Origin of the sequence: Enterobacter cloacae complex sp. GF14B (assembly GCF_004136805.1) — a bacterium.
Classification (GTDB): Bacteria; Pseudomonadota; Gammaproteobacteria; order Enterobacterales; family Enterobacteriaceae; genus Enterobacter; species Enterobacter hormaechei_C.
In genome coordinates, this window is sequence record NZ_QFRV01000053.1 from 1 (window position 1) to 24,597 (window position 24,597).

Consider the following 24,597-nt stretch of genomic DNA (forward strand, 5'->3'; position numbering starts at 1 on the left):
CGGCAAAGACCAGCCGTGAATTGCCTGCACAGAGTGCGGCGACCTGCTCCTGCCACTCTGCCAGCGTACCGGCCTGCGCAAAGCCGCCGGTCAGGTAGTGGCTGCCCTGAAGGATGACATTGTCGCCACCGGGACCGATAACCTCATCCGGCAGTACGTAAACGCCGTTGTGCCAGCCGGTTTTCTCCACGCAGGTGACCCGGCGTCCGGGGAGTGACCGTGAGATGTATTCGCACAGCAGGCTGCGCAGGGCGGGGCGGGTGGAGATGTAGGTCAGGCCGTTCTCCAGCAGGATGCGCCGCAGCTCCTCGCCGTTTCCGCTGAGCATTGCCATCGGCATGGCCCAGCGCCGCAACTGCCCGGTGGTCGTGTGCCATTCCAGCAGGCGGCCATAGCTGCCGTCATGGCTGTCGCAGGTGATAGCGGTGACGCGCAGAGGGGAACAGATGCGCTGGGGCTGGACATCGCTTTCACCGTCCCGGCGTTCGGTGAGCTTGTCAAACCACAGTGCCTCTTCATCGAGGCGGAAGTGCTCCGGCAGGATGTCAGAGGGCCTTTCCTGTCGCAGGCGTTCAAGCTGCCCGGTCCAGTTCTCCAGCAACTCACCGTCAGGGCTCATCAGCCGGGCCATCTGTACGTTCGTGTGCGCCAGTTTTACGGCGATTTTCAGCAACTCCTCCTCGCGGATATCGCCTGTGCGAAGTACCCGGACGTAGAGCGTGTCAGGTCTGATTATGGTCAGGTTGTCCAGATCGGCCAGTTCATCCGGGCCGAGTACCACCGGAGGAATATCATCTTCCCGGTCAGGATCTTTTCGCCAGTCGCGTGAGGTCTCCCATGCCAGGCTTCCGGCAAGGATCACCACTTCGAGCGTGCGGTCCGGAGACTGCTTACAGAGAAAAGGGGCGCGTTTCATGATGGGGTATCAGTCGGCTCATCCCTGAGCGTGGATTAACGGATGGCGGTGCGGCGCTGTTGCCACTGGCGGATTTCAGCGGCATCGAAGACCACCAGTCGGGAAGAGAGGTGGACGGGGCGGGGAAAGTCGGTGTCTTTAATCAGGCGGTAAACCGAAGATTCGCTCATCGCCACAAACTGGACCACCTGCCGCATACGCACGTTACCGCTTTCGGGAAAAGCATCGTTACTGTCAACACGGGTTTTCATGATTGCACCTCACGGGAACAGAGTGTCGGAGCGGTTATAGCGCGGAACGGGAAGGGGAGGTATAGGTCCGGGTGAAAAATCGTAGTCCGGATAGAAAGTAATGAGTCCTGGAAGAACTTATTTACTGGTAAAACTGATGTCTTTTAGTTAATTAATTGAAAGTAAATGATTTTTATCTTCTAATGCTTAATCAAGACCCTACATGATGAGGTTAATGAATGGCAACGGACGACTATAAACACTTCGCATTAGCTATCGCAATCTCACCCTCAGCTATGAGCGAAAAAACCGACATTACCAATCCTTAGGGTCTTTTAAGGCGATGTTTATTAATCAAATGAAAAGGAAATTATGATGATCTTGAAACAATCTTACATACCTGTTTGCTTTTTAGGAACTTCTTGTAATAACGCGGATGCTCCATAATAATTTCTTTGATAATTTATAGTATTGAGGTACCATTTTATTAGGGAATAGCTAATTTCTCTTCTTCGTAATTTATTCTAATGATGAACTCGAATGGATGATTATGCGAAATATAAATTCAATAATGATGAGGCTTGCTAAGAGGGCAGAGAAACTTCAGCCAGACCATCTGATCAGATCCTTTGTTGACGTTGGCCCCACATATACCCTATTGTCCAGTAATGACAATCAGATAATGTTCGGTAGAAGAGGTACGGGGAAAACGCACTTCTTGGCTGTTCTTTCCAACAATATTCAACAAAGTGGGATCATTTGTGTTCCTATAGACATGAGGTTGATAGGATCTACTGGAGGGATTTTTTCTGACCCCAATATTTCATTAAGTGAAAGGGCCACCAGATTACTTTCTGACACGTTATGTAATATACATGAAATAATTCTAGACTATATTTTTGAAAAGGATCTTGAAAATACGACTGAAATAGCGCAATTACTTAATGATTTTATTGATAAGGCAACCTCATTAAATATAGAAGGTACCACGGAGGAGGAAAATTGTTCGGTAAGCCATAATTCTATGAATTCTTCGATAGGTTTAATGGTAACTAATACCAACATATCTGCCAATTTTTCACGCTTAGATAAAATATCATCAGATAATACGGAAAGAAAAAAAGTATCTGGAAAGAAAACATTAAGGATTCACTTCGGAGAAATCACTAAGCTACTCAGCAATATAGTTTCAAAATTACCAAAAAAAGAATTATGGGTACTGATTGATGAATGGTCTGAGGTACCAATGGATCTTCAACCTTATCTTGCAGAACTTCTTCGTAGAATTCTATATCCCATCTCTGGTATTACAGTAAAAATAGCAGCAATAGCCCATCGATGTAATTTTTTACTACATGATCAAGACACTGGTGTTCGTGTAGGAATTGAACTTGGTTCTGACGCCTCTTCCGTTATTAATTTAGATGAGTATATGGTTTTTGATAACGATCGTGATGCTGCTAAGACTTTTTTCAAAAATCTGCTTCATAAACATGCCCAAGCAATAGATAAAAATTCAATATGTGATGTTGAGGCAAACTTGTTTATTAATGATGTGTTTACTCAACCATCAGCGTTCGATGAGTATGTCCGTGCGGTAGAAGGGGTTCCTCGAGATGCTATAAATATCATTTCACTTGCGGCACAGTCAGCACTGGAGAACAAAATATCAATTGTACATGTCCGTAAATCTGCGCAGAAATGGTTTCAGGTAAATAAACATGCGGCCCTAAATAGCAAACCTGAAGCAGTTGTTTTACTTGATAAAATAATAAACGAAGTCATTGGACATAGAAAAACACGTGGTTTTTTAATAAGTAATGAAAACAATAATCCTTTGATTGATTATCTTTATGATATGCGGGTTATTCACGTTTTAAAACAAGGAGTTTCAGCTCGAAACGCTATAGGAAAAAAATATACACTCTATACTCTTGATTATGGTTGTTATGTAGAACTTATGTCCTCAAGTTCTGCTCCATTAGGCTTAATAATCGAATCAGATGAAAATGATGAGTTAAAGTACATTGAGATTCCGAAGTCAGATTATAGATCAGTTAAAAATTCAATTTTAGATTTTGAAAGTTGTCAACAATTAAGATTAAATTTAGTGACATCGACAGATCATCTGCAACTTCCTATTAATAATGGTAAACATAAAAACGTAGAGAAGCCAATTGATAGTAAAATAATAAATTCAATTCCAAAAAATATTGGTTCATTGAAAATAGCAGGAACAATTTATATTCCTATAATTATGGTGGCATTGGCATTAAGAAAAGCAAGAGGTTTTGATAAAAGCCATGCTGTGGAGTTGACGAAAATAATAAATGAGCACATTGTTATTGATGTAAATAGACCAAAAATAGCAACCAACAATATGTCAAGAGAACTCAGAAAGGATAATATATTGGATCTTCCTTGGCTAGAGTTCCATGAAAATGGTAGAAATCCACAATTTTCTTTGCGCTCTAACTGGAAAGATTACTGGTATCAGTATTTTGGGAAAAAAGCTCCAGCATTTTGATAAAAAAGTGGCATTTACAAAATAGCTAATGCCACTCTAATGTTTAATGGGGGAGAAGGTAGCAAATAATCTTTAAAGTATATAAGAATTTTCATGACGTAACAGTCTGCCAAATTTGTTATTTGTTAGACGTGTGTGTTTCCGGCACGATATTGACTATACGCCAAAGGTTTCAGAGCTTAATCGGTTCGCTACACCCGACACTGGGAGCGCCTACCTATGTTCTCTTCTCCCGCCCCATCTTCATCACCTCATAAAACGTCCCCCGTCCAAGCCCATCAGACGGTAATTCCCGCTCCTGCGCCAGCGTCTTCAGCTTACGAAGTATCCGATCCGAAGTCGGTTTATCAGACGTACCATAACGCCCGTCAGTCTCCTCAACCAGAAGCTGAACCAGTAACCAGCAGAGCCTGGCAGTATTCTCCCGAGCCTTGTCGCGTTTATGCATCCCACGCTGGGAAGGTTGTGTGGAAGCAGTGAGATCCGGAAGCGCGTCGTCGCCGAGTGTCTTCAGCCACTTGCGGCCGCGACTGTGACGCGACAGTTTCATCACCGCCTTCAGGCTCCGGGCCTTAATTTCTGGCGGCGTGAGTTCGTCATCAATGAGCCGCCAGGCCAGTGCGAACATTTCATCGGCATAGAACATGCGTTTGTTCGCCGGGGCGCTGACCATGCCCGTTGCTTTGATGGTGCGGCTGATGGCGTCGTGCAGGATACGGTAATTCTCCTGATGTTCTTCCGGCAGGGCGTTTGCAGGTTGGGAAGCATCGAGGCCGAGAAGCAGGAGGGCAAGATGCCGCGCTTCCAGCAGCGGCATATCGCATTCCCGTTCAAACAGACTCTGACGAATGGGACTGGTCACATTATTCTCCTTCCACGATTTGCAGCGGTTCTTCTGCACCGAGCAGCACTTGCCGTCTGGCGGCATCAACGTAGTTTCCCCACCACTGCATCAGCGGTCGCCTTTGTTCCAGATAGTCGCTGCGGTTGTAGGCCGCTTCGATTTCGTCTTCTTTCTGGTGTGCCAGTGCAGATTCCAGTACTTCACGGGGAAAATGACCTGCACCCGCCGTTCTGGCGATGCTGCGCATACCGTGGGCAACCAGCTCACCGCCGAACCCCATACGGATAAGCGCGGCGTTCGCGGTCTGCTGGTGCATGTGCTCCAGTGGTTTGCGGATGCTGGGGAAGACCCACGGGCGATGGCGGCTGATGGGCTCCATGATCTGAAGAACGCGCAGCGCCTGTTTGCTGAGCGGCACCGCGTGCGAACGGTTCATCTTCATAAAGGTGTCGGGGATGCGCCATTCCGCTTTTTTCATATCGATGTCGCACCAGCGGGCGCTGACGGCTTCGCCGGGGCGAACCCAGGTCAGTAGCTCCCATTCGATAAGGCAGCGGGTTTCCTTGCGGATAGAAGCGTTCTGTAAGGCCAGCATCAGCCTGCCCAGTTCACTGGGGTGAAGGGCGGGCATGTTCTGCTTTTTCGGTTTCTTGAAGCGGGCGACCAGGTTGTCTGCTGGGTTAAACTCGATGAGCTCTTCGGAGATGGCGAAGCGGAAGATTTCATTGAGCCGTGAGATAACCCGGCGCAGCGTTTCGAGGATACCCTGTTCTTCCAGCGGTGTGAGGTGCTCCTTGAGCATCTTAGGGCGGATCTCGGTGACGGGCGTACTGCCCAGAGAAGGGAAGACGTGCATCTCCAGCGAACGCCAGACATCTTTGGCGTGATCTTCGCTAAGATCGCTGGTCCGTTTCTTCTCTTTGAGCCACTGTTCCGCAACTTTTTCCAGCGTGCATTCATTCTGGATGCGTTTTTCTTCAGCTATTCCTGCTAAGTGTTGACGGGGATCGATGCCCTGCCAGAGCAGTCGTCTGTATTTCGTGCGAGTTTCGCGGGCCATCGCCAGTGTAACGACCGGGTAAGGGCCAAGGCTGGTTTTGGTGCGCTTTTTGGTGACGGGATGATAATACTCGAAATGCCAAGCCTTCCTCCCTGAAGTCTTAACCAGCAAGTACAGGCCTTCACCGTCCCGTAGCTCATAGTCTGTGCTACGGGGCTTCGCGCCAGCGATCTCCACATTTGTTAAGGGTTTCAGTTGCTTAGGCATGTTTTAGCACCACGCTTTTTTAGCCCCACGATACCGTGGTGCTAAACATGGTGCCAAAAGGTTAAGATTCATACAGAGATCATGACCACACATGCAACAAAAAAGCCTGCAACTCGTTGAAGTTACAGGCTTTTTTAAGGTTCATGATGCATCATGAATGAATGTTTGGTGGAGCTGGCGGGAGTTGAACCCGCGTCCGAAATTTCTACATCCTCGGTACTACATGCTTAGTTTGTCTTTACATTCGCACGCCAGCTGCGGACAGACACGCCACTAACGAACTAGCCTGATTAGTTTTAACGCTTCAACCCCAGGCAGGGTTTCCACGCGATCTCTTTTGGGTTTGACCTCTCTTTGATCCCCGTCTTAAGAGCGGAAGCTAGGGAGAGAGGGCTCTTAGCAGGTTATTAAGCTGCTAAAGCGTAGTTTTCGTCGTTTGCGACTATTTTTTTGCGGCTTTTAACGAGGCAAACCGCCCCTCGGCATGCACCTTGGGTTTCGCAAATCCCGTCGAATCCAGAATCAGCCCCAATAGTGTTGAACTCAGTATACCAGATTTCACTTCCTCGACACCAGCCCGAAACGCTAACTTATTGAATAGTACAATAAGCGCGCAGAATCAACGTCCTGCGTTTTTCATGATACGTGCTTTATCGAGCTGCCACTCGCGTGCTTTCAGGTCAGTACGCTTGTCGTGTTGTTTCTTACCTTTCGCCACGCCGATTTTCACTTTGCACCAGGCGTTTTTCCAGTACAAAGAGAGTGCCACCACGGTGAAGCCTTCACGGTTGATGCGTCCGTAGAGGGATTCCAGTTCGCGCTTGTTCAGCAGCAGCTTACGGGTGCGGGTAGGATCGCAAACGTAATGTGAAGAGGCGACGGTCAGCGGCGTAAAGTTCGCGCCGAACAGGAAGGCCTCACCGTCTTTCAGGATCACGTAGCTGTCGCCGATATTGGCTTTCCCGGCACGCAGCGATTTTACTTCCCAGCCCTGCAACGCAAGGCCGGCCTCGAATTCTTCTTCGATGAAATACTCGTGGCGAGCACGCTTGTTAAGCGCAATGGTCGCCGAACCAGGTTTATGTGCTTTTTTCTTCGTCATAAGTGTCGTAAAGCCGTCGGTAATCTGATTTTAAAAAGTCACCTCATTGCGTCCTGTGAGGTCTAACGCGCTATATTAGCACGAGATAAGGCTTAGCGTTTTTTTAACAGGTGATAAATGTTATTATTTGTCTGTTGTGTGACCATGGAAAATGCTATGCCTCAGATTAGCCGTACTGCGCTTGTTCCCTACAGCGCGGAACAAATGTATCAGTTAGTGAACGACGTTCAGTCCTATCCGGAATTTATTCCAGGATGCACCGGTAGCCGAGTGCTGGAATCCGGCCCGACGCAGATGACTGCGGCCGTGGATGTCTCCAAAGCGGGGATCAGCAAAACGTTCACCACGCGCAATACCCTGACGAGCAATCAGAGTATTTTGATGCATCTGGTGGATGGTCCGTTTAAAAAACTGATGGGAGGGTGGAAGTTTACGCCACTGAGCGCTGACGCCTGCCGCATTGAGTTTCATCTGGATTTTGAATTTACCAATAAGCTGATCGAACTGGCGTTTGGCCGAATCTTTAAAGAGCTGGCCTCGAATATGGTTCAGGCGTTCACCACGCGCGCCAAAGAGGTTTACAGTGTCGCATAAGATTGCTGTTGAGGTGGTGTATGCGCTGCCGGAGAAGCAGTATTTGCAGCGCGTGACGCTTGAAGAGGGCGCCACCGTTGAGGCGGCTATCCGGGCCTCCGGCATCCTTGAACTTCGCCGTGATATTGACCTGGCGAAGAATAAAGTCGGCATTTATAGCCGTCCGGTTAAGCTCGGTGATGTGCTGAAAGAGGGCGACAGGGTTGAAATCTATCGTCCTCTGATTGCCGACCCGAAAGAGTTGCGCCGTCAGCGAGCAGAGAAATCCGGTAAGTAGCCAAATAAATGTACACAAAAAAGGTGCTCATTGAGCACCTTTTTGCGTTGTTGACGCCTGATTATTTGGTCAGGGCAGGCTTGTTGTCGATGTTAGTCAGCACGCCGGCACTGCTGAAGGTCAGCGTCAGGGTTTGCTGGGTTACATCTTCATGACCAGGCTGCTGGCGGAATACATAGAACCAGGTGTTTGTGCCGAACGGATCGGACATCATCGGGGTTCCCAGGGCATAAGCGACCTGCTGTTGTGTCATACCCACGCGGATTTTGGACACATCGTTAGGGGTAAGGTAGTTCCCCTGGTTGATGTCAGGACGGTAAACCACTTTCTCCAGAGTGGAACAGCCTGCGGTCAACATCAGAAGAACCGCTGCGGCAGCGGTCAGCGTTTTACAGCGCATAGTGATTTGATTCCTTTTCGGGCCCGAGCAGTACGCGGCTCATATGTAATATGCCGATGATAATAGACCTTGCCCCACTTTGAAACCGGTCTGGCGGCGTTTTTGTTGTTCTGTATGACCCTGAGATCCCGAAAAAGTTTATGCCGCCAGCAGTTCTTTCGCATTCGCGAGGGTATTGCGAGTGACTTCACTGCCGCCGAGCAAGCGTGCCAGCTCCTGCAAGCGTGAGCGTTTATCCAGCGGCTTCATGTGCGTTTCCGTCATTTCGCCATCGGTTTCCTTGCTGACGATAAAGTGGTGATGACCACATCCGGCGACCTGCGGCAGGTGAGTCACACACATGACCTGCGTCGATTCACCCAACTGACGCAGCAGTTTGCCGACAACGGCCGCGGTCGGGCCGCTGATACCCACATCCACTTCATCGAAAATCAACGCCGGGGTTTCCATTTTACGGGCGGTAATCACCTGAATGGCCAGGGCGATACGCGACAGTTCACCACCGGAAGCCACTTTCGAAATTGCCTGCAAAGGCTGGCCCGGGTTGGTGGTGACGCGGAATTCTACGCGGTCTGCGCCTTCCGCCGTCAGGTGATTCTCTTCAAAGCGAACATCTATGGTGAACACCCCATGCGGCATCGCCAGCGTATGCATGCTGTCGGTAATGTGCTGGCTAAGCTCCTGCGCATAGTGTTGCCGCACGTCGTGCAGCCGTTTCGCCGTTTCCAGCGCCTGCTGATGATGCAGATTAACCGCCAGAGACAAGGTTTCAAGGGAATCGGCCTGATCGTCCAACTGCTGCTGTTCCTCCAGCAGAGACTGATAGTAATTCGGCAGCTCTTCCGGGGTAACGTGATGCTTACGCGCCAGTGAAATCTGACGGGAGATGCGTTGCTCAAGCTCGAACAGACGGTTCGGATCGAGATCCAGACGTTCACAGTAGTGGCGCAGCTCATCCCCGGCTTCTGAAATCTGAATCGCGGCCTCTTCCAGCATTTCCAGTACGCCAGAAAGCTTATTGTCCATGCCGGTCAGTTCGGTCACAAGCTGACGCACGTTGTACAGCTGGCTCTGCAAATTCACGTCTTCGCCATCCGCCAGCATGTTAAGGGCAGTCTGGCTGGTGGAGAGCAGCTGACCGCTGTTGGCCAGACGCTTGTACTCTTCGTCGATTTGCTCAAATTCACCCGCCTGCGGGTTAAATTCGTTCAGCTCTTTCAGTTGATATTCCAGCAGCTCGGCGCGCGCGGTACGCTCCTGGCTTTGCTGCTGATGCTGCGCAAGTTCGCGGCAGCTTTGATGCCACTGACGATAGTGCTCCGCCATGAGTTGAGTAAGCGCGTACTCACCTGCATAGCCATCAAGCAGGGCTTTCTGTTGTTCGGGTTTGATTAACTGCTGGTGCGCATGCTGACCATGGATCTGGATGAGCAGCTGGCCCAGCTCGCGAAGCTGGGAGAGGGGAACCGCTGTACCATTGATAAAACCGCGGGAGCGGCCATCGTTGCTGATGACGCGGCGAAGTAAACACTCACGTCCGTCTTCGAGCTGGTTTGCTTCCAGCCAGCGCAGGGCGGCAGGTGTGTCTTTTAACGAGAAGCGGGCGCAGAGATCGGCACGGGCGGCGCCTGTGCGCACCATATCCCCCTCTGCACGACCACCGAGGCACAAGCCGAGGGCATCAATGGCAATGGATTTACCTGCACCGGTTTCACCGGTAATCGCCGTCATTCCGCTATGGAAGTCGATCTCAAGCTCACGAACAATGGCAAAGTTGCTGATGGTCAGTTGTGCCAGCATAATTGTTTTCCTGTATGAAAAACCATAACTGTGTTTGTATACAGTATAAACTGGTTTTATATACAGTAAAGTGCTGGATGCAAAATCAGAACAATTTTTTTGACCAGCCGAGCTTGGAGCTTAATGTGTTGAAATAGCTGTAATCTTTTGGGTGAATGAGGTTCAGGTGGTAATCGCAGCGGCGAATGAGGACATCTTCACCTTCCTGAATGGGGAGCGCAATCTGACTGTCGCAGCTGATCTCCAGATCGCTGCGGCGATGAGAAAAACGCAGTCGGATGGTGCTGTCGCCGTTGATCACCAGCGGACGCGCCGAGAGCGTATGCGGGAACATCGGCACCAGGGTAATGGCATCCAGCGATGGCGTAAGGATTGGACCTCCGGCTGAAAGCGAGTAGGCGGTGGACCCCGTCGGGGTTGAAATAATCAGCCCGTCAGACCGCTGCGAGAAAGCGAAGATTTCGTCGATATAGACTTCGAATTCGATCATGTGCGCCACTTTACCGGGGTGGAGAACCACCTCGTTAATGGCGGTGCTGATGCGCTTCTGGCAGTCCTGCTGACACACCTGGGCTTCCAGCAAAAACCGTTTTTCACTGATATAGTGGCCTTCCAGCACGTCCGCCAGCTGCTGCTGCGCATTGTCCGGGTCGAGGTCGGTAAGGAAACCGAGATTGCCACGGTTAACACCAATAACCTTAATATCATAGCGAGCCAGCGTTCGCGCCGCGCCCAGCATATTGCCGTCGCCACCGACCACCACGGCGAGATCCGCCTGCTGGCCAATTTCCGCCAGCGTGCCGGTTCTGACGCTTTTAAGCTGCAACTCCTGGGCAATCTGCTGCTCGACCATCACTTCATAGCCTTTACCACACAGCCAGCGATACAACATTTCATGTGTCGTCAATGCGGTAGGGTGACGCGGATGGCCGACGATCCCAATACACCTGAAATGATTATTCATTTTCTGGAGGTCCTTGTGCCTGATGAATGATGACAATCTGCCTTGTTCCCTTGAATCCAGGAAACTGATCCCCATAATAAGCGAAGTTAGCGAGATGAATGCAGAAAAACGCGGAGAAATTCATGAGTAGTAAAGAACAGAAAACGCCTGAGGGGCAAGCCCCTGAAGAAATTATCACGGAACAGCACGATGAAGTTGAGGCAGTAGAGCCAGACACGTCTGCTGAGCAGGTGGACCCGCGCGATGAAAAAATTGCCAACCTGGAAGCTCAGTTGGTAGAAGCGCAGAATCGCGAACGCGATGGCGTACTGCGTATCAAAGCGGAAATGGAAAACCTGCGCCGTCGTACCGAGCTGGACGTTGAAAAGGCGCACAAATTTGCGCTGGAGAAATTCGTCAACGAACTGCTTCCGGTGATCGACAGCCTGGATCGCGCGCTGGAAGTGGCGGATAAAGCTAACCCGGATAACGCGGCGATGATTGAAGGCATTGAGCTGACGCTGAAATCCATGCTGGATGTGGTGCGTAAGTTCGGTGTTGAAGTGATTGCCGATACGGATGTACCGCTGGATCCAAACGTTCACCAGGCCATTGCGATGGTGGAATCCGAAGACGTTGCCGCGGGTAACGTGCTGGGCGTGATGCAGAAAGGGTATACCCTGAACGGCCGTACTATTCGCGCTGCGATGGTGACCGTGGCGAAAGCGAAAGCGTAATTTGCCGACCCGTAGTGCCGGGTGGCGGCTTCGCCTCACCCGGCCTACAACATTACTCGGCGATACTTTCGCGTAAAGGTTTAACGGGCAGGACCTTAACCTGCTTAATCATGTTGTCCTGAACGTCCAGAATATCAATATCATACTGCTCAATACGCACGCGCGTGCCTGCCGCCGGGATCTCTTCCAGCGCTTCCAGGATCATTCCGTTCATCGTCCGCGCTTCGTCTTCCGGCAAATGCCAGTTGAACGCTTTATTGATTTCACGAATGTTGGCGCTGCCGTCGATAAGCACTGACCCGTCATTTTGCGGGGTGACTTCTTCCGCAAGGGAAGGCGACATTGAGGTGGTAAAGTCCCCGACAATCTCTTCCAGAATATCTTCGACCGTCACCAGCCCCTGTATATCGCCGTATTCATCCACCACCAGGCCGACTTTCTTCTTGTTGCGCTGGAACTTCACCAGCTGCGTGCTGAGTGGGGTGCCTTCCGGCACGTAGTAAATTTCGTCGGCGGCACGCAGCATTACCTCTTTGGTGAACTCGTTTTTCTCAGTCATCAGGCGATAGGCCTCGCGCACACGCAGCATGCTGATGGCATCGTCGAGAGAATCGCGGTAGAGGACGATACGCCCGTGCGGGGAGTGCGTCAGCTGGCGGACAATGGCCTTCCAGTCGTCGTTGATATCAATCCCGACGATTTCATTGCGCGGCACCATGATGTCGTCAACGCTGACCTTTTCCAGATCCAGCACCGACAGGAGCATGTCCTGATTGCGGCGGGAGATCTGCGAGCGGGATTCGTTCACGATGGTACGCAGTTCGTCTTTGCTGAGCGCGCTACTGATGGTGACGTCTGCCTTTATACCGACCATGCGCATCAGCACCCGTGTCACCATATTCAGCAGCCAGACCAGCGGCATCATCAGAATAAGCAGCGGTGCTAACAGGAAGCTGCTCGGGTAGGCGACTTTTTCCGGGTAAAGCGCCGCGATGGTTTTGGGCAACACTTCCGCAAACACCAGTACCACAAACGTGAGCACACCTGTGGCAATCGCCACGCCTGCGTTGCCGTACAGACGCATCCCGACGATGGTGCCCAGTGCAGAGGCGAGAATATTGACCAGGTTGTTACCGATAAGCACCAGGCTAATCAGACGGTCCGGCTTACGCAGAAGCTTTTCGACACGACGCGCGGCACGGTTACCCTGCTTGGCGCGATGACGTAACCGGTAGCGGTTCAGCGTCATCATGCCGGTTTCAGAGCCAGAGAAATAAGCGGAGATGACCACCATGATGACCAGAATGACGATCAGCGTGGTGGTAGAGATGTGTTCCAGGGGGAACTCCTTTTGTTACTTAGCCAGCAAATTGCTGTATGAAGCGGCTACCAAAATAGGCAAGCGTGAGAATGCCCGCACCCGCAACGTTGAACCAGACCACGCGGCGACCGCGCCAGCCTTCATGATAATGGCCCCATAACAGGACAATATAGACAAACCACGCGATGATGGAGAGCACCGCTTTATCGATATTCTCCACGCTGAACAGGTTCTTCATGTAAAACAGCCCGGTGCAGAGCGTGAGCGTCAGCAGCACCACGCCGACCTGGGTGATGTGGAACATCTTACGCTCAATCACCATCAGCGGCGGCATTTCGTGGTTAAACGCCAGCTTTTTATTTTTCAGCTGGTAGTCAATCCAGGCGAGTTGCATGGCGTAAAGGGCGGCGATGATCAGCGTCGCGTAGGCAAAGAGCGACAGGCCGATATGCACCAGCATCCCCGGCGTGGCTTCCAGGTGAGTAATAAACTCATTGGGCATGAACGTGGCTAACGCCAGATTGATCAGCGCAAAGGCGTAGACTATCGGCAGCAGCAGCCAGCCACGGTTTTTAGACGCGACAATGGTCATGACCGTACAGATCATCAGGCTGACCAGCGAGCCGACGTTCAGTACGCTCAGATTTTGCACGCTGCCGTCGCCGGGGATAATGCGTGATTCCAGCGCAAAGGCGTGGCTAATCAGTGCGATCACTGCCGAAAGAATAGCCATGCGCCGCCAGCCGCTGTTTTTTTGCAGCAGGCCAGGAATGATCAGCGCGAGGCTGACAGAGTAGGCAACAAGGGCGATCAGTGCGAAAACAGGCATATAGGCGTCGACAGTTGTCTTAATAAGAAAGAGAAGCAGTATAACGTTACGTGACGCCTGCTCCAACCGTTGCATAACAACAAAGGCGCCTTCATGTTATACTCCGGCAAAATTCTGTGTATGTGTCGCCCAGGCGACCTAACGTTTCTACCCCAGGCGAGAGACAATGTTTGATAATTTAACCGATCGTTTGTCGCGCACGCTGCGCAACATCAGCGGCCGTGGACGCCTCACCGAAGAGAACATCAAGGAAACGCTGCGCGAAGTGCGCATGGCGCTGCTGGAAGCAGACGTCGCGTTGCCGGTCGTGCGTGATTTTATCAACCGCGTGAAAGAGAAAGCGGTTGGCCATGAAGTGAACAAGAGCCTGACTCCGGGTCAGGAGTTCGTCAAAATCGTCCGTAACGAGCTGGTTTCGGCGATGGGCGAAGAGAACCAGGTGCTTAACCTGGCGGCTCAGCCGCCGGCCGTCGTGCTGATGGCGGGTCTGCAAGGTGCGGGTAAAACCACCAGCGTCGGTAAGCTGGGGAAATTCCTGCGCGAAAAGCACAAGAAAAAGGTGCTGGTGGTGTCGGCGGACGTGTATCGCCCGGCGGCGATCAAACAGCTGGAAACGCTGGCCGAGCAGGTTGGCGTGGACTTCTTCCCGTCCGACGTGGCCCAGAAGCCTGTCGACATCGTTAACGCGGCGCTGAAAGAGGCGAAGCTGAAATTCTACGACGTGCTGCTGGTGGATACCGCCGGTCGACTGCACGTTGACGAAGCGATGATGGACGAAATCAAGCAGGTTCATGCCTCTATCAATCCAGTAGAGACCCTGTTTGTTGTTGACGCCATGACCGGTCAGGATGCGGCAAACACCGCAAAAGCGTTTAACGAAGCCCTGCCGTTAACCGGCGTGGTGCTGACCAAAGTCGACGGCGATGCCCGCGGCGGTGCGGCGCTGTCTATTCGTCATATTACCGGTAAGCCAATTAAGTTCCTCGGCGTGGGCGAGAAAACCGAAGCGCTGGAGCCGTTCCATCCGGATCGTATTGCCTCCCGTATCCTCGGCATGGGCGACGTGCTGTCGCTGATCGAAGATATTGAAAGCAAGGTTGACCGCGCCCAGGCGGAAAAACTCGCCAGCAAGCTGAAAAAAGGTGACGGTTTCGATCTGACCGACTTCCTTGAGCAGCTGCGTCAGATGAAAAACATGGGCGGCATGGCAAGCCTGATGGGCAAACTGCCAGGCATGGGCCAGATCCCGGACAACGTCAAATCCCAGATGGATGACAAAGTGCTGGTGCGTATGGAGGCCATCATCAACTCGATGACGCTGAAAGAGCGCGCGAAGCCAGAAATCATCAAAGGTTCCCGTAAACGCCGTATCGCTGCCGGTTGCGGCATGCAGGTGCAGGACGTAAACCGCCTTCTGAAACAGTTCGACGACATGCAGCGCATGATGAAGAAAATGAAGAAAGGCGGCATGGCGAAGATGATGCGCGGCATGAAAGGCATGATGCCGCCCGGTTTTCCTGGGCGATAATCGCTTTTGAGATTGCTTTTTGCCCGAAAATGAGTAAAATTTTCGGGCTTTTAATATGACACCCGGGCTCCGTTCCTCGATGGGGCCCGGTTGTTTTATTCACACAAGAGGATGTTATGGTAACTATTCGTTTAGCACGTCACGGCGCTAAAAAGCGTCCGTTCTACCAGGTTGTTGTGACTGACAGCCGTAATGCACGCAACGGTCGCTTCATCGAGCGCGTTGGTTTCTTCAACCCACTGGCCGCTGGCGCAGAAGAAGAAACCCGTCTGGATCTGGATCGTATCGCTCACTGGGTTGGCCAGGGCGCTACTGTTTCCGATCGCGTTGCTACGCTGATCAAAGCAGCAAATAAAGCAGCTTAATCTGTCACGGTGGTCATGATGAGCAATAAAGCACCTGTTGAACCGATCGTATTGGGAAAAATGGGTTCTTGCTACGGTATCCGTGGTTGGCTCAGAGTGTTTTCCTCCACTGAAGACGCTGATAGCATTTTTGATTACCAGCCCTGGTTTATCCAGAAAGCCGGTAAGTGGGAAGAGGTCGAGCTGGAAAGCTGGCGTCACCACAATCAGGACATCATCATCAAGCTGAAAGGCATTGACGATCGTGATGCCGCGAATGCGCTGACTAATTGTGAGATTGTCGTGGATTCGTCGCAGTTGCCGCAGCTGGAAGAGGGTGACTACTACTGGAAAGACCTTATGGGTTGCCAGGTAGTGACCACTGAAGGCTACAGCCTGGGGAAAGTCATCGACATGATGGAAACCGGGTCAAATGACGTTCTCGTCATTAAGGCAAACCTGAAAGATGCATTTGGCATCAAGGAGCGGTTGGTTCCGTTCCTCGATGGACAGGTTATCAAGAAAGTCGATCTCACTACTCAAACCATTGAAGTAGATTGGGATCCTGGTTTTTAAATTCTCCGGATAAACGGTAAAAGACGGCGCTATGTGGATTGGCATAATTAGCCTGTTTCCTGAAATGTTCCGCGCGATTACCGATTACGGGGTAACTGGCCGGGCAGTAAAGAATGGCCTGCTGAGCATCCAGAGCTGGAGTCCTCGTGACTTCACGCACGACCGGCACCGTACCGTGGACGATCGTCCTTACGGCGGCGGACCGGGGATGTTGATGATGGTGCAACCCTTACGGGACGCCATTCACACAGCAAAAGCCGCGGCAGGTGAAGGCGCGAAGGTGATTTATCTGTCACCTCAGGGACGCAAGCTTGATCAAGCGGGCGTGAGCGAACTGGCGACGAATCAAAAACTGATTCTGGTCTGTGGTCGCTACGAAGGAATAGATGAGCGCGTAATTCAAACCGAGATTGACGAAGAATGGTCTATCGGCGATTACGTTCTCAGCGGTGGTGAGTTACCGGCAATGACGCTGATTGACTCCGTCGCCCGGTTTATTCCGGGGGTTCTGGGCCATGAAGCTTCGGCAACGGAAGATTCCTTTGCCGATGGGTTGCTGGACTGTCCACACTATACTCGTCCTGAAGTGTTAGAAGGGATGGAAGTCCCGGCAGTGTTACTGTCTGGAAACCATGCCGAGATACGTCGCTGGCGTTTGAAGCAGTCGCTGGGCCGAACCTGGCTTAGAAGACCTGAACTTCTGGAAAACCTGGCTCTGACTGAAGAGCAAGCAAAGTTGCTGGCCGAGTTCAAAACTGAACACGCGCACCAGCAGCATGAACATGATGGGAAAGCGTAATACGCTCCCGAATATCAGTTTACCCAGGATAAGAGATTAAATTATGAGCAACATTATTAAGCAACTTGAACAAGAGCAGATGAAGCAGGACGTACCTTCCTTCCGTCCAGGTGACACCGTGGAAGTGAAAGTATGGGTTGTTGAAGGTTCCAAAAAACGTCTGCAGGCATTCGAGGGCGTGGTTATCGCTATTCGTAACCGCGGTCTGCACTCTGCATTCACTGTTCGTAAAATTTCCAACGGCGAAGGCGTTGAGCGTGTCTTCCAGACTCACTCTCCGGTAGTTGACAGCATTGCTGTTAAACGTCGTGGTGCTGTACGTAAAGCTAAACTGTACTACCTGCGTGAGCGTACTGGTAAGTCTGCTCGTATTAAAGAGCGTCTGAACTAAGATTCGCTTAAGCGACATCCTGTTAGAAAGGGCTGGCCGAAAGGCTGGCCCTTTTTTTATCTCATCGCACCTCTCGCGTTAACCCTTCCGTCATAAATCATTTACAATGTTCGCCTCTTGGGTGGAGGGTAAGTGGATAACGTACTGCATCAGCATAGCTGGAAACGCGCAGCGGCATTGACCGCGCTGTTTGCGATCCTGCTGATCGTCGTGGCGCCGCTGATCTCCGTCTCGCTGCAAAAAGATCCCATGAGCGCCATGCCGGGCATGCACCACGACATGAGCATGATGTCGGTGGACGAGCATCATGGTGATATGACGCATTCTATGCCAGTTGACCATGCTGAAGCATGCGGCTACTGCGTGCTGTTAGCGCATGTGCCTGGCGTGATGCTGGCGCTTATCGTTCTGCTCAGCGTGGTGTTGCAGCGGCTGCGCGTGAAGCCGCCTCGTCAGGCGGTCAGCCACTGGCACTTCTTCCCCTGGCTTTACCCCGATACCCGCGCGCCGCCGCGTCGGTCTGCTTTCTCCCTTTAAAACAAAATCACTCACTTTTTGCCTTAAAAAGGAAAAGTATGACTACCTGCACTCCGCGCGCGGCATGGGGAAACCTGCTGCGTCGCCTCCATTTCTATATCGGGCTGTTTGTCGGTCCGTTTATCTTCTTCGCAGCGCTGACCGGTACGCTGTATGTCGCCACGCCGCAGCTTGAAAATGCGCTGTACCATTATGCACTCCACACGGATGCCGTTGGTGAGGCGCAGCCTCTTGCTGAACAAATTGCCGTGGCAGAAAAGGCCGTGGGTTCAGCGCTGCGTTTACATGCTGTTCGTCCGGGGCTGGAAGAGGGTGAAACGACCCGCGTGATGTTTGCCGACCCGGCGCTGGGTCCCTCCGAGCATCGGGCTATTTTTATTGATCCCGCCAGCCTTGAGGTTCGAGGGGATATGACTGTGTACGGCACCAGCGGGATTTTACCGCTGCGTCAGACTATCGATTATCTGCATACCTCGCTGATGCTGGGCAACATCGGACGCCTCTATAGCGAGTTAGCCGCCTCGTGGATGTGGGTTGCTGCCCTGGGCGGGATCGCGCTGTGGTTCTACACCCGACCGAAGCGCCGTATTAACAATCGTTTCCAGAATCGTCGTCGCCTGCATGTGATCTTAGGCTGGACGTTACTGACGGGAATGCTGCTGTTCTCAGTCACCGGGTTAACCTGGTCACAATGGGCCGGTGGCAACGTCGATAAGCTGCGTGCAGAGATGAACTGGCTGACGCCGCAGGTAAATACCACCCTTTCCGGTGCGCCGGAAATGAGGGATGAACACGCCGAACATCGTGGTCATCACGGGGGAATGACGATGCCTGAAATGCCTGTTGAACTGTCGCTTTTTGACAGCGTATTGCAGGCCGCCCGCCAGTCAGGAATTGATGCGAAAAAGGTTGAGATCCGCCCGGCAAGCAGGGACGACCAGGCCTGGACGGTGACGGAAATCGATCGCCGCTGGCCGACGCAGGTTGATGCCGTTGCCGTGGATCCCCACTCACTGAAGGTGCTGGACAGCACTCGCTTCGGGGATTTCCCGCTGATGGCTAAACTCACCCGCTGGGGCGTGGATTTCCATATGGGGATCCTGTTTGGTCTGGCAAATCAGCTGCTGCTCATCGCGTTTGGCGTTGCGCTGTGCGTGTTGATTATCTGGGGATACCGGATGTGGTGGATGCGTCGCCCTGCAACGTCAGCCGCGAACCCGGTACAGACGCTCTGTCAAAGCTGGCTGGCATTGCCGCTGTGGGGAAGGGGAGTGACGTTCCTGATAAGCCTCCTGCTGGGGCTGGCGTTGCCAGTAATGGGCGTCAGTCTGGTGGTCTTTATTGTGATTGACTGGCTGCGCTGGCGAGCGGTTTCAGGCGTGTCGCTCGCCGGAACATCCGTTAAATAGCCTTAAGGCGTGCTGATGACTACCGCAACCCGGCGGTTTTCAGCGCGCCCCTGTGCAGTGCGGTTGCTGCTGACAGGGTATTTTTTGCCTAAGCCCCGCGTGGTGAGGTTGCTGCGCGGGATGTTCGCGCCCTTCGCCCAGGCATCCGCCACAACATTGGCACGTTTTAACGAAAGCGCTTCGTTGTAGCTCTCTTCGCCATAGTTATCCGTATGGCCATCCATCCGGGCGTGGTTCAGGCCGGTTGCCGCCAGGCGTGAGGCCATAGTCTGGATCTGCGTTTCACTTTCCGGGCGCAGCCTGGCGTCATTTTTATCAAACAGGATCTTATCTGACAGGCCCAGAGACCAGTCGCCATTCAGTTCGTTAAAGCCATAGGATTTCATGGCCGCGATTTGCTCTGGCGTGAATTTCCCTTCAGGGGATGACTGGCATCCGGACATTGCCAGTGATGCCAGTAACAACGGCGCAAAATATCGCTTTAACATATCGTCTTCCTTTCAGGATATTGTTTTCGAACGCTGGTTTTTGACCAGATACATATTGCGATCGGCTTGCTCCAGTAAGGCCTCAACGGAGGCATTTTCCCATGCCAGAGCAAAGCCAATGCTGAGTGACATTGATGCTGTGTGCCCGTTATGCAGATCAAACGGACGGATAAATTGCTGCGACAGCGCAGCGCAAATATATTCGACCTCACGCGCGGTGTGGACGCCGTAAAGGATCATGGCAAATTCGTCGCCGCCAAGACGGTAAGACTGATGACGTTTTTCGCCAAATTCGACCATCCTTTTTGCGGCTTCGATCAGAACGCAGTCACCCGCGGCATGACCCCAGGTGTCATTGATAAACTTGAAGTTATCACCGTCCAGAAATAGCAGGGCGGAATTGGTTTTTGCCGAAGCGTCATTCATTAATGCTGCAATGTTGTTGCGAAACGCGGCGCGGTTTGCAAGCCCCGTGAGCGGATCGTGCATGGCGGTACGCAACAGTTGAGCGTTTTTCGCCTGTAGTTTGAGCTGCCACTCTTCCATTTCATCCAGCAGGCTGTTGAAGTCTTCTCCAAACTGGTGGAACTCTTCAATGCGGCCTTCCGTTACCCGGCGAGAAAAGTTGCGGTTGGTGCGAACGTCATGCACAACGTCAGTGATGTTTTGCATTTCAACAACCATGCCATGATGTAGCGAGCGGGTGATGGTCAATGCGACGGCAGAAGCAAAAAGAATGCACCCGGTGAGGACTGCAAACGAGAGCCAGATAAAGTGGCTAATCAGGCTGTCGCGTGCGGTCAGACGAATTTCGCCAATCACATTGCCGTTATGTATGATGGGCTTTGCGACAGGAACAGGGAACAGCCACCGGTTGACCAGCGCGCCCAGCGTGTCGGTATTATCCGCCGGGTTCCACGACCACCAGGCAAACCGTTTATGATGTGCATTAAGCACTTCCGCCACGGCAAACTGCCCCTGCTTGCCGAGGGTCGCCAGCGTTTCATTTGCTGCCATGGCATCGTTGAACACCAGAGAGGCTTCAAGGCTGTGGCTCATGGTGGCGCCGGTAAGTTCGAGGTTTTTTTGCGCGTATTGCTTTAATGTCACCACGGAAGCGAAACACAGCAGCAACCATATAAACGTCATCGTTATAATGACGCTTATCATGCTGATTCGCCGCAACGTTCTTTTAAACGTCGGACGCGGTGTTGGTACGACTTCCTTATTCATGCTTCTTATTCCGTGCGAGCATTAATACATCCGGATTGACTCTTACGCCACTGCGCGCCAGCGCATCCAGATTTACGGAAAACCTGACCTGGTTGTGCTCTATTATCAGACAAAATGCGCTGCCAATAACGCATTCAGGATTTTGTTCTGACATTAATAGCAACGCCTGGTCCTGATATTGATTTATTATTTCCTGTTGTTTTGCTGGCGACTCGCTCCCGAAATAGAGGGCATCGCACCTTGCTGTGAGTGCTTCCCGATCGCTATGCACAATAACAGGACTATAGGGCAACGGGTTGTGTTCATCTTCACTGCTGAGCGCCTGTCTGTAATGGGAAGAGGCATAAATACAGAGCTTAGGCTGGCCAGACAGTGCTGGCCATCGGGTGTAGCTCACAATACCAGAAACAATCGAACGTACTGATTTATCCGTTTCAGTGAACGAGCCTGCCTTTGCAGGGGCCACTAAAATGAACAGCATTAGCGCCAGGGGGAGTCGGAGCAAAGCGATCAAGATTGCATTTCTCATCAGAATCCGCCAAACCGCCCCGGAAATAGATGTCCTTAAGAATTGTCGGCAGAATACCATTGTTTATCAAAGCCGTCATTATGTCAGAAATATCCCTGTTTTGACCTAAGCTAAATCTTACAGTGAGCTATATTCAGAGGAATTAAGGCAGGCTCAATTCAGCCTGCTGGAACGCATACTTTCATCCAATCCTTGTTGCCAGGATTCATGCAGTTTTACTGCATTTTCAGTTGTATCGCAGCTGGCAGGAAATGATTTTCCCGCTAATCCCCAGGCGTGAATAAAGCCCTCTTCGCATATTTTTTTCTGTCCGTCAGCGTAGCCACGAAGATATTCCCCTCGATCAACCTGAGGGTCATTAAAACTATCGGCCAGAGCCTGGTTATCTTTAACCGGAACACCATTCATAGCGTCTTCTTTACCGGCAGTGAACCAGTCCGGGCTGGTCCAGCCAGGCTGAAAAGTATAAGGATTGATCTGGCAACCCGACAAAATCAGCGACAACAACATGAGAGTAATTGAACGCATGGCTATTCTCCTTTTTGTGAGCATAGCCTGGCTTACAAGTGTGCGTGTGTAATTTTAAATTTACGGTTTTAGGCCATTAATTTTGCAATTAAAGGGCTTCTGTAAAGTAATATGTACGTATTTTGGATTGAAATCTTTACTTGATGTGATATCGTTGTGTCACCTCTTCGAGGAAAACCACTATCGCAAACGAGTTTGACAGGATCGCAATCATGCAAAAAGACGCGCTGAACAACGTACATATCACTGACGAACAGGTGTTAATCACCCCGGATCAACTGAAGGCGGAATTCCCGCTGAGCGTCGCGCAGGAAGCTCAGATTGAGCACTCGCGCCAGACCATTTCTGACATTATCGCAGGCCGCGATCCGCGCCTGCTGGTGGTATGTGGTCCTTGCTCCATTCACGATCCTGAAACCGCCATTGAGTACGCTCGTCGATTTAAAGCATTAGCGGAGGAGGTCAGCGATAGCCTCTATCTGGTGATGCGCGTCTATTTTGAGAAGCCACGTACGACCGTTGGCTGGAAAGGACTGATCAACGATCCGCACATGGATGGCTCGTTTGATGTGGAAGCGGGCCTGAAGATTGCGCGTCGCCTGTTGGTAGAGCTGGTCAGCATGGGGCTGCCGCTGGCAACCGAAGCGCTGGATCCGAACAGCCCGCAGTACCTCGGCGATCTGTTTAGCTGGTCTGCGATTGGGGCGCGCACCACCGAGTCGCAAACCCACCGCGAGATGGCGTCTGGCCTGTCTATGCCGGTTGGTTTTAAAAACGGTACCGACGGCAGCCTGGCTACGGCGATTAACGCCATGCGCGCCGCCGCTATGCCCCATCGTTTTGTCGGGATCAACCAGGCGGGCCAGGTATGCCTGCTGCAAACGCAGGGCAACCCGGACGGGCATGTGATCCTGCGCGGCGGTAAAGCGCCAAACTACAGCCCGGCGGATGTCGCGCAGTGTGAAAAAGAGATGGAACAGGCGGGACTGCGTCCGGCGCTGATGGTAGATTGCAGTCATGGTAATTCGAATAAAGATTACCGTCGCCAGCCTGCGGTTGCAGAATCTGTGATTGCACAGATTAAAGATGGTAACCGTTCAATTATCGGCCTGATGATTGAAAGTAATATTCATGAAGGCAATCAGTCATCGGAACAGCCGCGTAGCGCGATGAAGCCCGGCGTCTCCGTCACGGATGCTTGCATCAGCTGGGAAACCACTGATGCGCTACTGCGTGAGATCCACAAAGATTTGAACGGCCAGCTGGCGACGCGTCTGGCATAAGAGGATAGTTATGGTTGCTGAATTGACCGCATTACGCGATCAAATTGATGAAGTGGATAAGGCGTTGCTGGACCTACTGGCGCGCCGCATGGCACTGGTTGCTGAGGTCGGCGAAGTTAAAAGCAAATACGGCCTGCCAATTTACGTTCCGGAGCGTGAGGCCTCTATGCTCGCCTCCCGCCGTAAAGAGGCACAGGCGCTGGGCGTTTCACCGGACTTAATTGAAGATGTCCTGCGTCGTGTGATGCGGGAATCCTATTCCAGCGAAAACGACAAGGGCTTCAAAACCCTCTGTCCGTCGCTGCGTCCGGTGGTGATTGTCGGTGGCGGCGGCCAGATGGGGCGTCTGTTTGAAAAAATGCTGACGCTTTCTGGCTATCAGGTGCGCATCCTGGAAAAAGAGGACTGGCCGCATGCACCGGAACTCATGAAGGATGCCGGAATGGTTATCGTCAGCGTACCGATTCATGTGACGGAGCAGATTATCGCGAAACTTCCTCCGCTGCCGGAAGATTGCATTCTGGTGGATCTGGCGTCCGTTAAAAATGGTCCTCTACAGGCAATGCTGGCGGCGCACACCGGGCCCGTGCTTGGGTTACACCCGATGTTTGGCCCGGACAGCGGCAGCCTGGCGAAGCAGGTAGTGGTTTACTGCGACGGTCGTCAGCCGGAAGCGTATCAGTGGTTCCTGGAACAGATTCAGGTCTGGGGGGCACGTTTGCACCGTATCAGTGCGGTTGAGCACGATCAGAACATGGCGTTTATTCAGGCGCTGCGCCACTTTGCAACCTTCGCCTATGGTCTGCACCTGGCGGAAGAGAACGTTCAGCTTGAACAATTGCTGGCGCTTTCCTCGCCAATCTATCGTCTGGAGCTGGCGATGGTGGGGCGACTGTTTGCCCAGGATCCACAGCTTTACGCCGACATCATCATGTCGTCTGAAAATAACCTGGCGCTGATCAAGCGCTACTATCAGCGTTTTGGCGAAGCGATCACCTTGCTGGAACACGGCGATAAACAAGCGTTTATCGACAGTTTCCGTAAAGTGGAGCACTGGTTCGGTGATTACGCCACGCGATTCCAGAGTGAAAGCCGCACGCTGTTGCGCCAGGCAAATGACAGTCGCCAGTAATGTAATGATGTATATACTGAAAGCCAGCAATGC

At 51.9% G+C, this 24,597-nt stretch carries 27 protein-coding genes and 1 other RNA gene; 13 read left to right on the forward strand and 15 right to left on the reverse strand.

Annotation, left to right across the window (positions count from 1 at the left end; all coding sequences use genetic code 11):
- Both DD606_RS16710 and DD606_RS16715 read right to left on the reverse strand, forming a co-directional pair.
- Positions 1–916: DUF927 domain-containing protein (locus DD606_RS16710; protein WP_129258900.1), on the reverse strand; the 916-nt coding region annotated here is incomplete at its 3' end.
- Positions 917–951: 35 nt separating this feature from the next.
- A complete protein-coding gene (locus DD606_RS16715; protein ID WP_129258902.1) occupies positions 952–1,167 on the reverse strand; it encodes an AlpA family transcriptional regulator in 216 nt (71 codons plus the stop codon).
- Positions 1,168–1,696: 529 nt separating this feature from the next.
- Between DD606_RS16715 and DD606_RS16720 the strand changes: the two genes are divergently transcribed.
- On the forward strand, positions 1,697–3,673 hold the full coding sequence (locus DD606_RS16720; protein ID WP_052674409.1) for a hypothetical protein: 1,977 nt from the start codon (positions 1,697–1,699) through the stop codon (positions 3,671–3,673).
- A 217-nt stretch (positions 3,674–3,890) separates the two neighbouring features.
- Here the strand turns inward: DD606_RS16720 and DD606_RS16725 are convergent, their stop codons facing one another.
- The 4 genes from DD606_RS16725 to smpB form a co-directional block, all read right to left on the reverse strand.
- Positions 3,891–4,535 (reverse strand): hypothetical protein, encoded by a 645-nt coding sequence (locus DD606_RS16725; protein WP_045354499.1) that lies wholly within the window; start codon positions 4,533–4,535, stop codon positions 3,891–3,893.
- Between the two features lies 1 nt (position 4,536).
- A complete protein-coding gene (locus DD606_RS16730) occupies positions 4,537–5,784 on the reverse strand; it encodes an integrase domain-containing protein (protein WP_045354496.1) in 1,248 nt (415 codons plus the stop codon).
- A gap of 166 nt (positions 5,785–5,950) precedes the next feature.
- Positions 5,951–6,314, reverse strand: a transfer-messenger RNA (tmRNA) gene (gene ssrA / locus DD606_RS16735).
- A gap of 89 nt (positions 6,315–6,403) precedes the next feature.
- Positions 6,404–6,886: an SsrA-binding protein SmpB gene (smpB, locus tag DD606_RS16740; protein WP_003863115.1), complete on the reverse strand. Its 483-nt coding sequence runs from the start codon at positions 6,884–6,886 to the stop codon at positions 6,404–6,406.
- A 156-nt stretch (positions 6,887–7,042) separates the two neighbouring features.
- On the opposite strand from smpB, the gene DD606_RS16745 reads away from it, so the two are divergent.
- Together DD606_RS16745 and DD606_RS16750 are read left to right on the forward strand one after the other, a co-directional pair.
- Complete coding sequence (locus DD606_RS16745; RefSeq protein WP_003863117.1) at positions 7,043–7,480, forward strand: type II toxin-antitoxin system RatA family toxin; 438 nt, start codon at positions 7,043–7,045, stop codon at positions 7,478–7,480.
- Entirely contained in the window at positions 7,470–7,757 is a 288-nt protein-coding gene (locus DD606_RS16750) for an RnfH family protein (RefSeq protein ID WP_003863119.1), read from the forward strand. The genes DD606_RS16745 and DD606_RS16750 overlap by 11 nt, the downstream gene beginning before the upstream one ends.
- A 61-nt stretch (positions 7,758–7,818) precedes the next feature.
- On the opposite strand, the gene bamE is transcribed toward DD606_RS16750, so the two are convergent.
- The 3 genes from bamE to nadK all read right to left on the reverse strand — a co-directional run bounded on the left by bamE (position 7,819) and on the right by nadK (position 10,921).
- A complete protein-coding gene (gene bamE / locus DD606_RS16755) occupies positions 7,819–8,157 on the reverse strand; it encodes an outer membrane protein assembly factor BamE (protein WP_003863121.1) in 339 nt (112 codons plus the stop codon).
- 138 nt (positions 8,158–8,295) lie between these two features.
- Complete coding sequence (recN, locus tag DD606_RS16765; protein WP_022651676.1) at positions 8,296–9,957, reverse strand: DNA repair protein RecN; 1,662 nt, start codon at positions 9,955–9,957, stop codon at positions 8,296–8,298.
- 85 nt (positions 9,958–10,042) lie between these two features.
- Positions 10,043–10,921, reverse strand: a complete 879-nt coding sequence (gene nadK, locus DD606_RS16770; protein WP_003863124.1) for an NAD(+) kinase — start codon at positions 10,919–10,921, stop codon at positions 10,043–10,045.
- A 122-nt stretch (positions 10,922–11,043) separates the two neighbouring features.
- Between nadK and grpE the strand changes: the two genes are divergently transcribed.
- Positions 11,044–11,637 carry a nucleotide exchange factor GrpE gene (gene grpE / locus DD606_RS16775; RefSeq protein ID WP_003863126.1) on the forward strand — a complete coding sequence of 198 codons (594 nt, stop codon included), beginning with the start codon at positions 11,044–11,046 and terminating at the stop codon, positions 11,635–11,637.
- A gap of 52 nt (positions 11,638–11,689) precedes the next feature.
- Here grpE and DD606_RS16780 read toward each other — a convergent pair whose 3' ends face one another.
- Both DD606_RS16780 and DD606_RS16785 read right to left on the reverse strand, forming a co-directional pair.
- Positions 11,690–12,976 (reverse strand): HlyC/CorC family transporter, encoded by a 1,287-nt coding sequence (locus DD606_RS16780; RefSeq protein ID WP_026094274.1) that lies wholly within the window; start codon positions 12,974–12,976, stop codon positions 11,690–11,692.
- Positions 12,977–12,995: 19 nt separating this feature from the next.
- Positions 12,996–13,787, reverse strand: coding sequence for an inner membrane protein YpjD (locus tag DD606_RS16785; RefSeq protein ID WP_003863130.1), 792 nt, complete (start codon positions 13,785–13,787; stop codon positions 12,996–12,998).
- A gap of 166 nt (positions 13,788–13,953) precedes the next feature.
- Between DD606_RS16785 and ffh the strand changes: the two genes are divergently transcribed.
- From ffh to DD606_RS16820, 7 genes are all read left to right on the forward strand, one after another.
- The gene (ffh, locus tag DD606_RS16790; protein WP_003863132.1) at positions 13,954–15,315 is read left to right on the forward strand and encodes a signal recognition particle protein; all 1,362 of its coding nucleotides are present in this window, start codon (positions 13,954–13,956) and stop codon (positions 15,313–15,315) included.
- Between the two features lie 116 nt (positions 15,316–15,431).
- Complete coding sequence (gene rpsP, locus DD606_RS16795; RefSeq protein WP_003863133.1) at positions 15,432–15,680, forward strand: 30S ribosomal protein S16; 249 nt, start codon at positions 15,432–15,434, stop codon at positions 15,678–15,680.
- Between the two features lie 15 nt (positions 15,681–15,695).
- Positions 15,696–16,235 (forward strand): ribosome maturation factor RimM, encoded by a 540-nt coding sequence (gene rimM, locus DD606_RS16800; RefSeq protein ID WP_003863136.1) that lies wholly within the window; start codon positions 15,696–15,698, stop codon positions 16,233–16,235.
- 31 nt (positions 16,236–16,266) lie between these two features.
- Positions 16,267–17,034, forward strand: a complete 768-nt coding sequence (gene trmD, locus DD606_RS16805; RefSeq protein WP_003863138.1) for a tRNA (guanosine(37)-N1)-methyltransferase TrmD — start codon at positions 16,267–16,269, stop codon at positions 17,032–17,034.
- Positions 17,035–17,077: 43 nt separating this feature from the next.
- Positions 17,078–17,425 (forward strand): 50S ribosomal protein L19, encoded by a 348-nt coding sequence (gene rplS / locus DD606_RS16810; RefSeq protein ID WP_002914145.1) that lies wholly within the window; start codon positions 17,078–17,080, stop codon positions 17,423–17,425.
- A 132-nt stretch (positions 17,426–17,557) separates the two neighbouring features.
- Positions 17,558–17,962, forward strand: coding sequence for a DUF2946 domain-containing protein (locus DD606_RS16815; RefSeq protein WP_003863141.1), 405 nt, complete (start codon positions 17,558–17,560; stop codon positions 17,960–17,962).
- 38 nt (positions 17,963–18,000) lie between these two features.
- The gene (locus tag DD606_RS16820) at positions 18,001–19,371 is read left to right on the forward strand and encodes a PepSY domain-containing protein (protein WP_023314689.1); all 1,371 of its coding nucleotides are present in this window, start codon (positions 18,001–18,003) and stop codon (positions 19,369–19,371) included.
- Positions 19,372–19,373: 2 nt separating this feature from the next.
- Here the strand turns inward: DD606_RS16820 and DD606_RS16825 are convergent, their stop codons facing one another.
- The 4 genes from DD606_RS16825 to DD606_RS16840 form a co-directional block, all read right to left on the reverse strand.
- Positions 19,374–19,859: an OmpA family protein gene (locus DD606_RS16825; protein ID WP_003863144.1), complete on the reverse strand. Its 486-nt coding sequence runs from the start codon at positions 19,857–19,859 to the stop codon at positions 19,374–19,376.
- A 12-nt stretch (positions 19,860–19,871) separates the two neighbouring features.
- Positions 19,872–21,092 carry a diguanylate cyclase DgcN gene (gene dgcN, locus DD606_RS16830; protein WP_129258903.1) on the reverse strand — a complete coding sequence of 407 codons (1,221 nt, stop codon included), beginning with the start codon at positions 21,090–21,092 and terminating at the stop codon, positions 19,872–19,874.
- The gene (locus DD606_RS16835) at positions 21,085–21,621 is read right to left on the reverse strand and encodes a YfiR family protein (RefSeq protein ID WP_023323613.1); all 537 of its coding nucleotides are present in this window, start codon (positions 21,619–21,621) and stop codon (positions 21,085–21,087) included. Before DD606_RS16835 ends, dgcN begins: the two co-directional genes overlap by 8 nt.
- 153 nt (positions 21,622–21,774) lie before the next feature.
- Positions 21,775–22,149, reverse strand: a complete 375-nt coding sequence (locus tag DD606_RS16840; protein ID WP_003863151.1) for a DUF2799 domain-containing protein — start codon at positions 22,147–22,149, stop codon at positions 21,775–21,777.
- Between the two features lie 212 nt (positions 22,150–22,361).
- On the opposite strand from DD606_RS16840, the gene aroF reads away from it, so the two are divergent.
- Together aroF and tyrA are read left to right on the forward strand one after the other, a co-directional pair.
- Positions 22,362–23,432, forward strand: a complete 1,071-nt coding sequence (gene aroF / locus DD606_RS16845; RefSeq protein ID WP_006811632.1) for a 3-deoxy-7-phosphoheptulonate synthase AroF — start codon at positions 22,362–22,364, stop codon at positions 23,430–23,432.
- Positions 23,433–23,442: 10 nt separating this feature from the next.
- The gene (tyrA, locus tag DD606_RS16850; RefSeq protein ID WP_022649060.1) at positions 23,443–24,564 is read left to right on the forward strand and encodes a bifunctional chorismate mutase/prephenate dehydrogenase; all 1,122 of its coding nucleotides are present in this window, start codon (positions 23,443–23,445) and stop codon (positions 24,562–24,564) included.
- Positions 24,565–24,597: the final 33 nt, after the last annotated feature.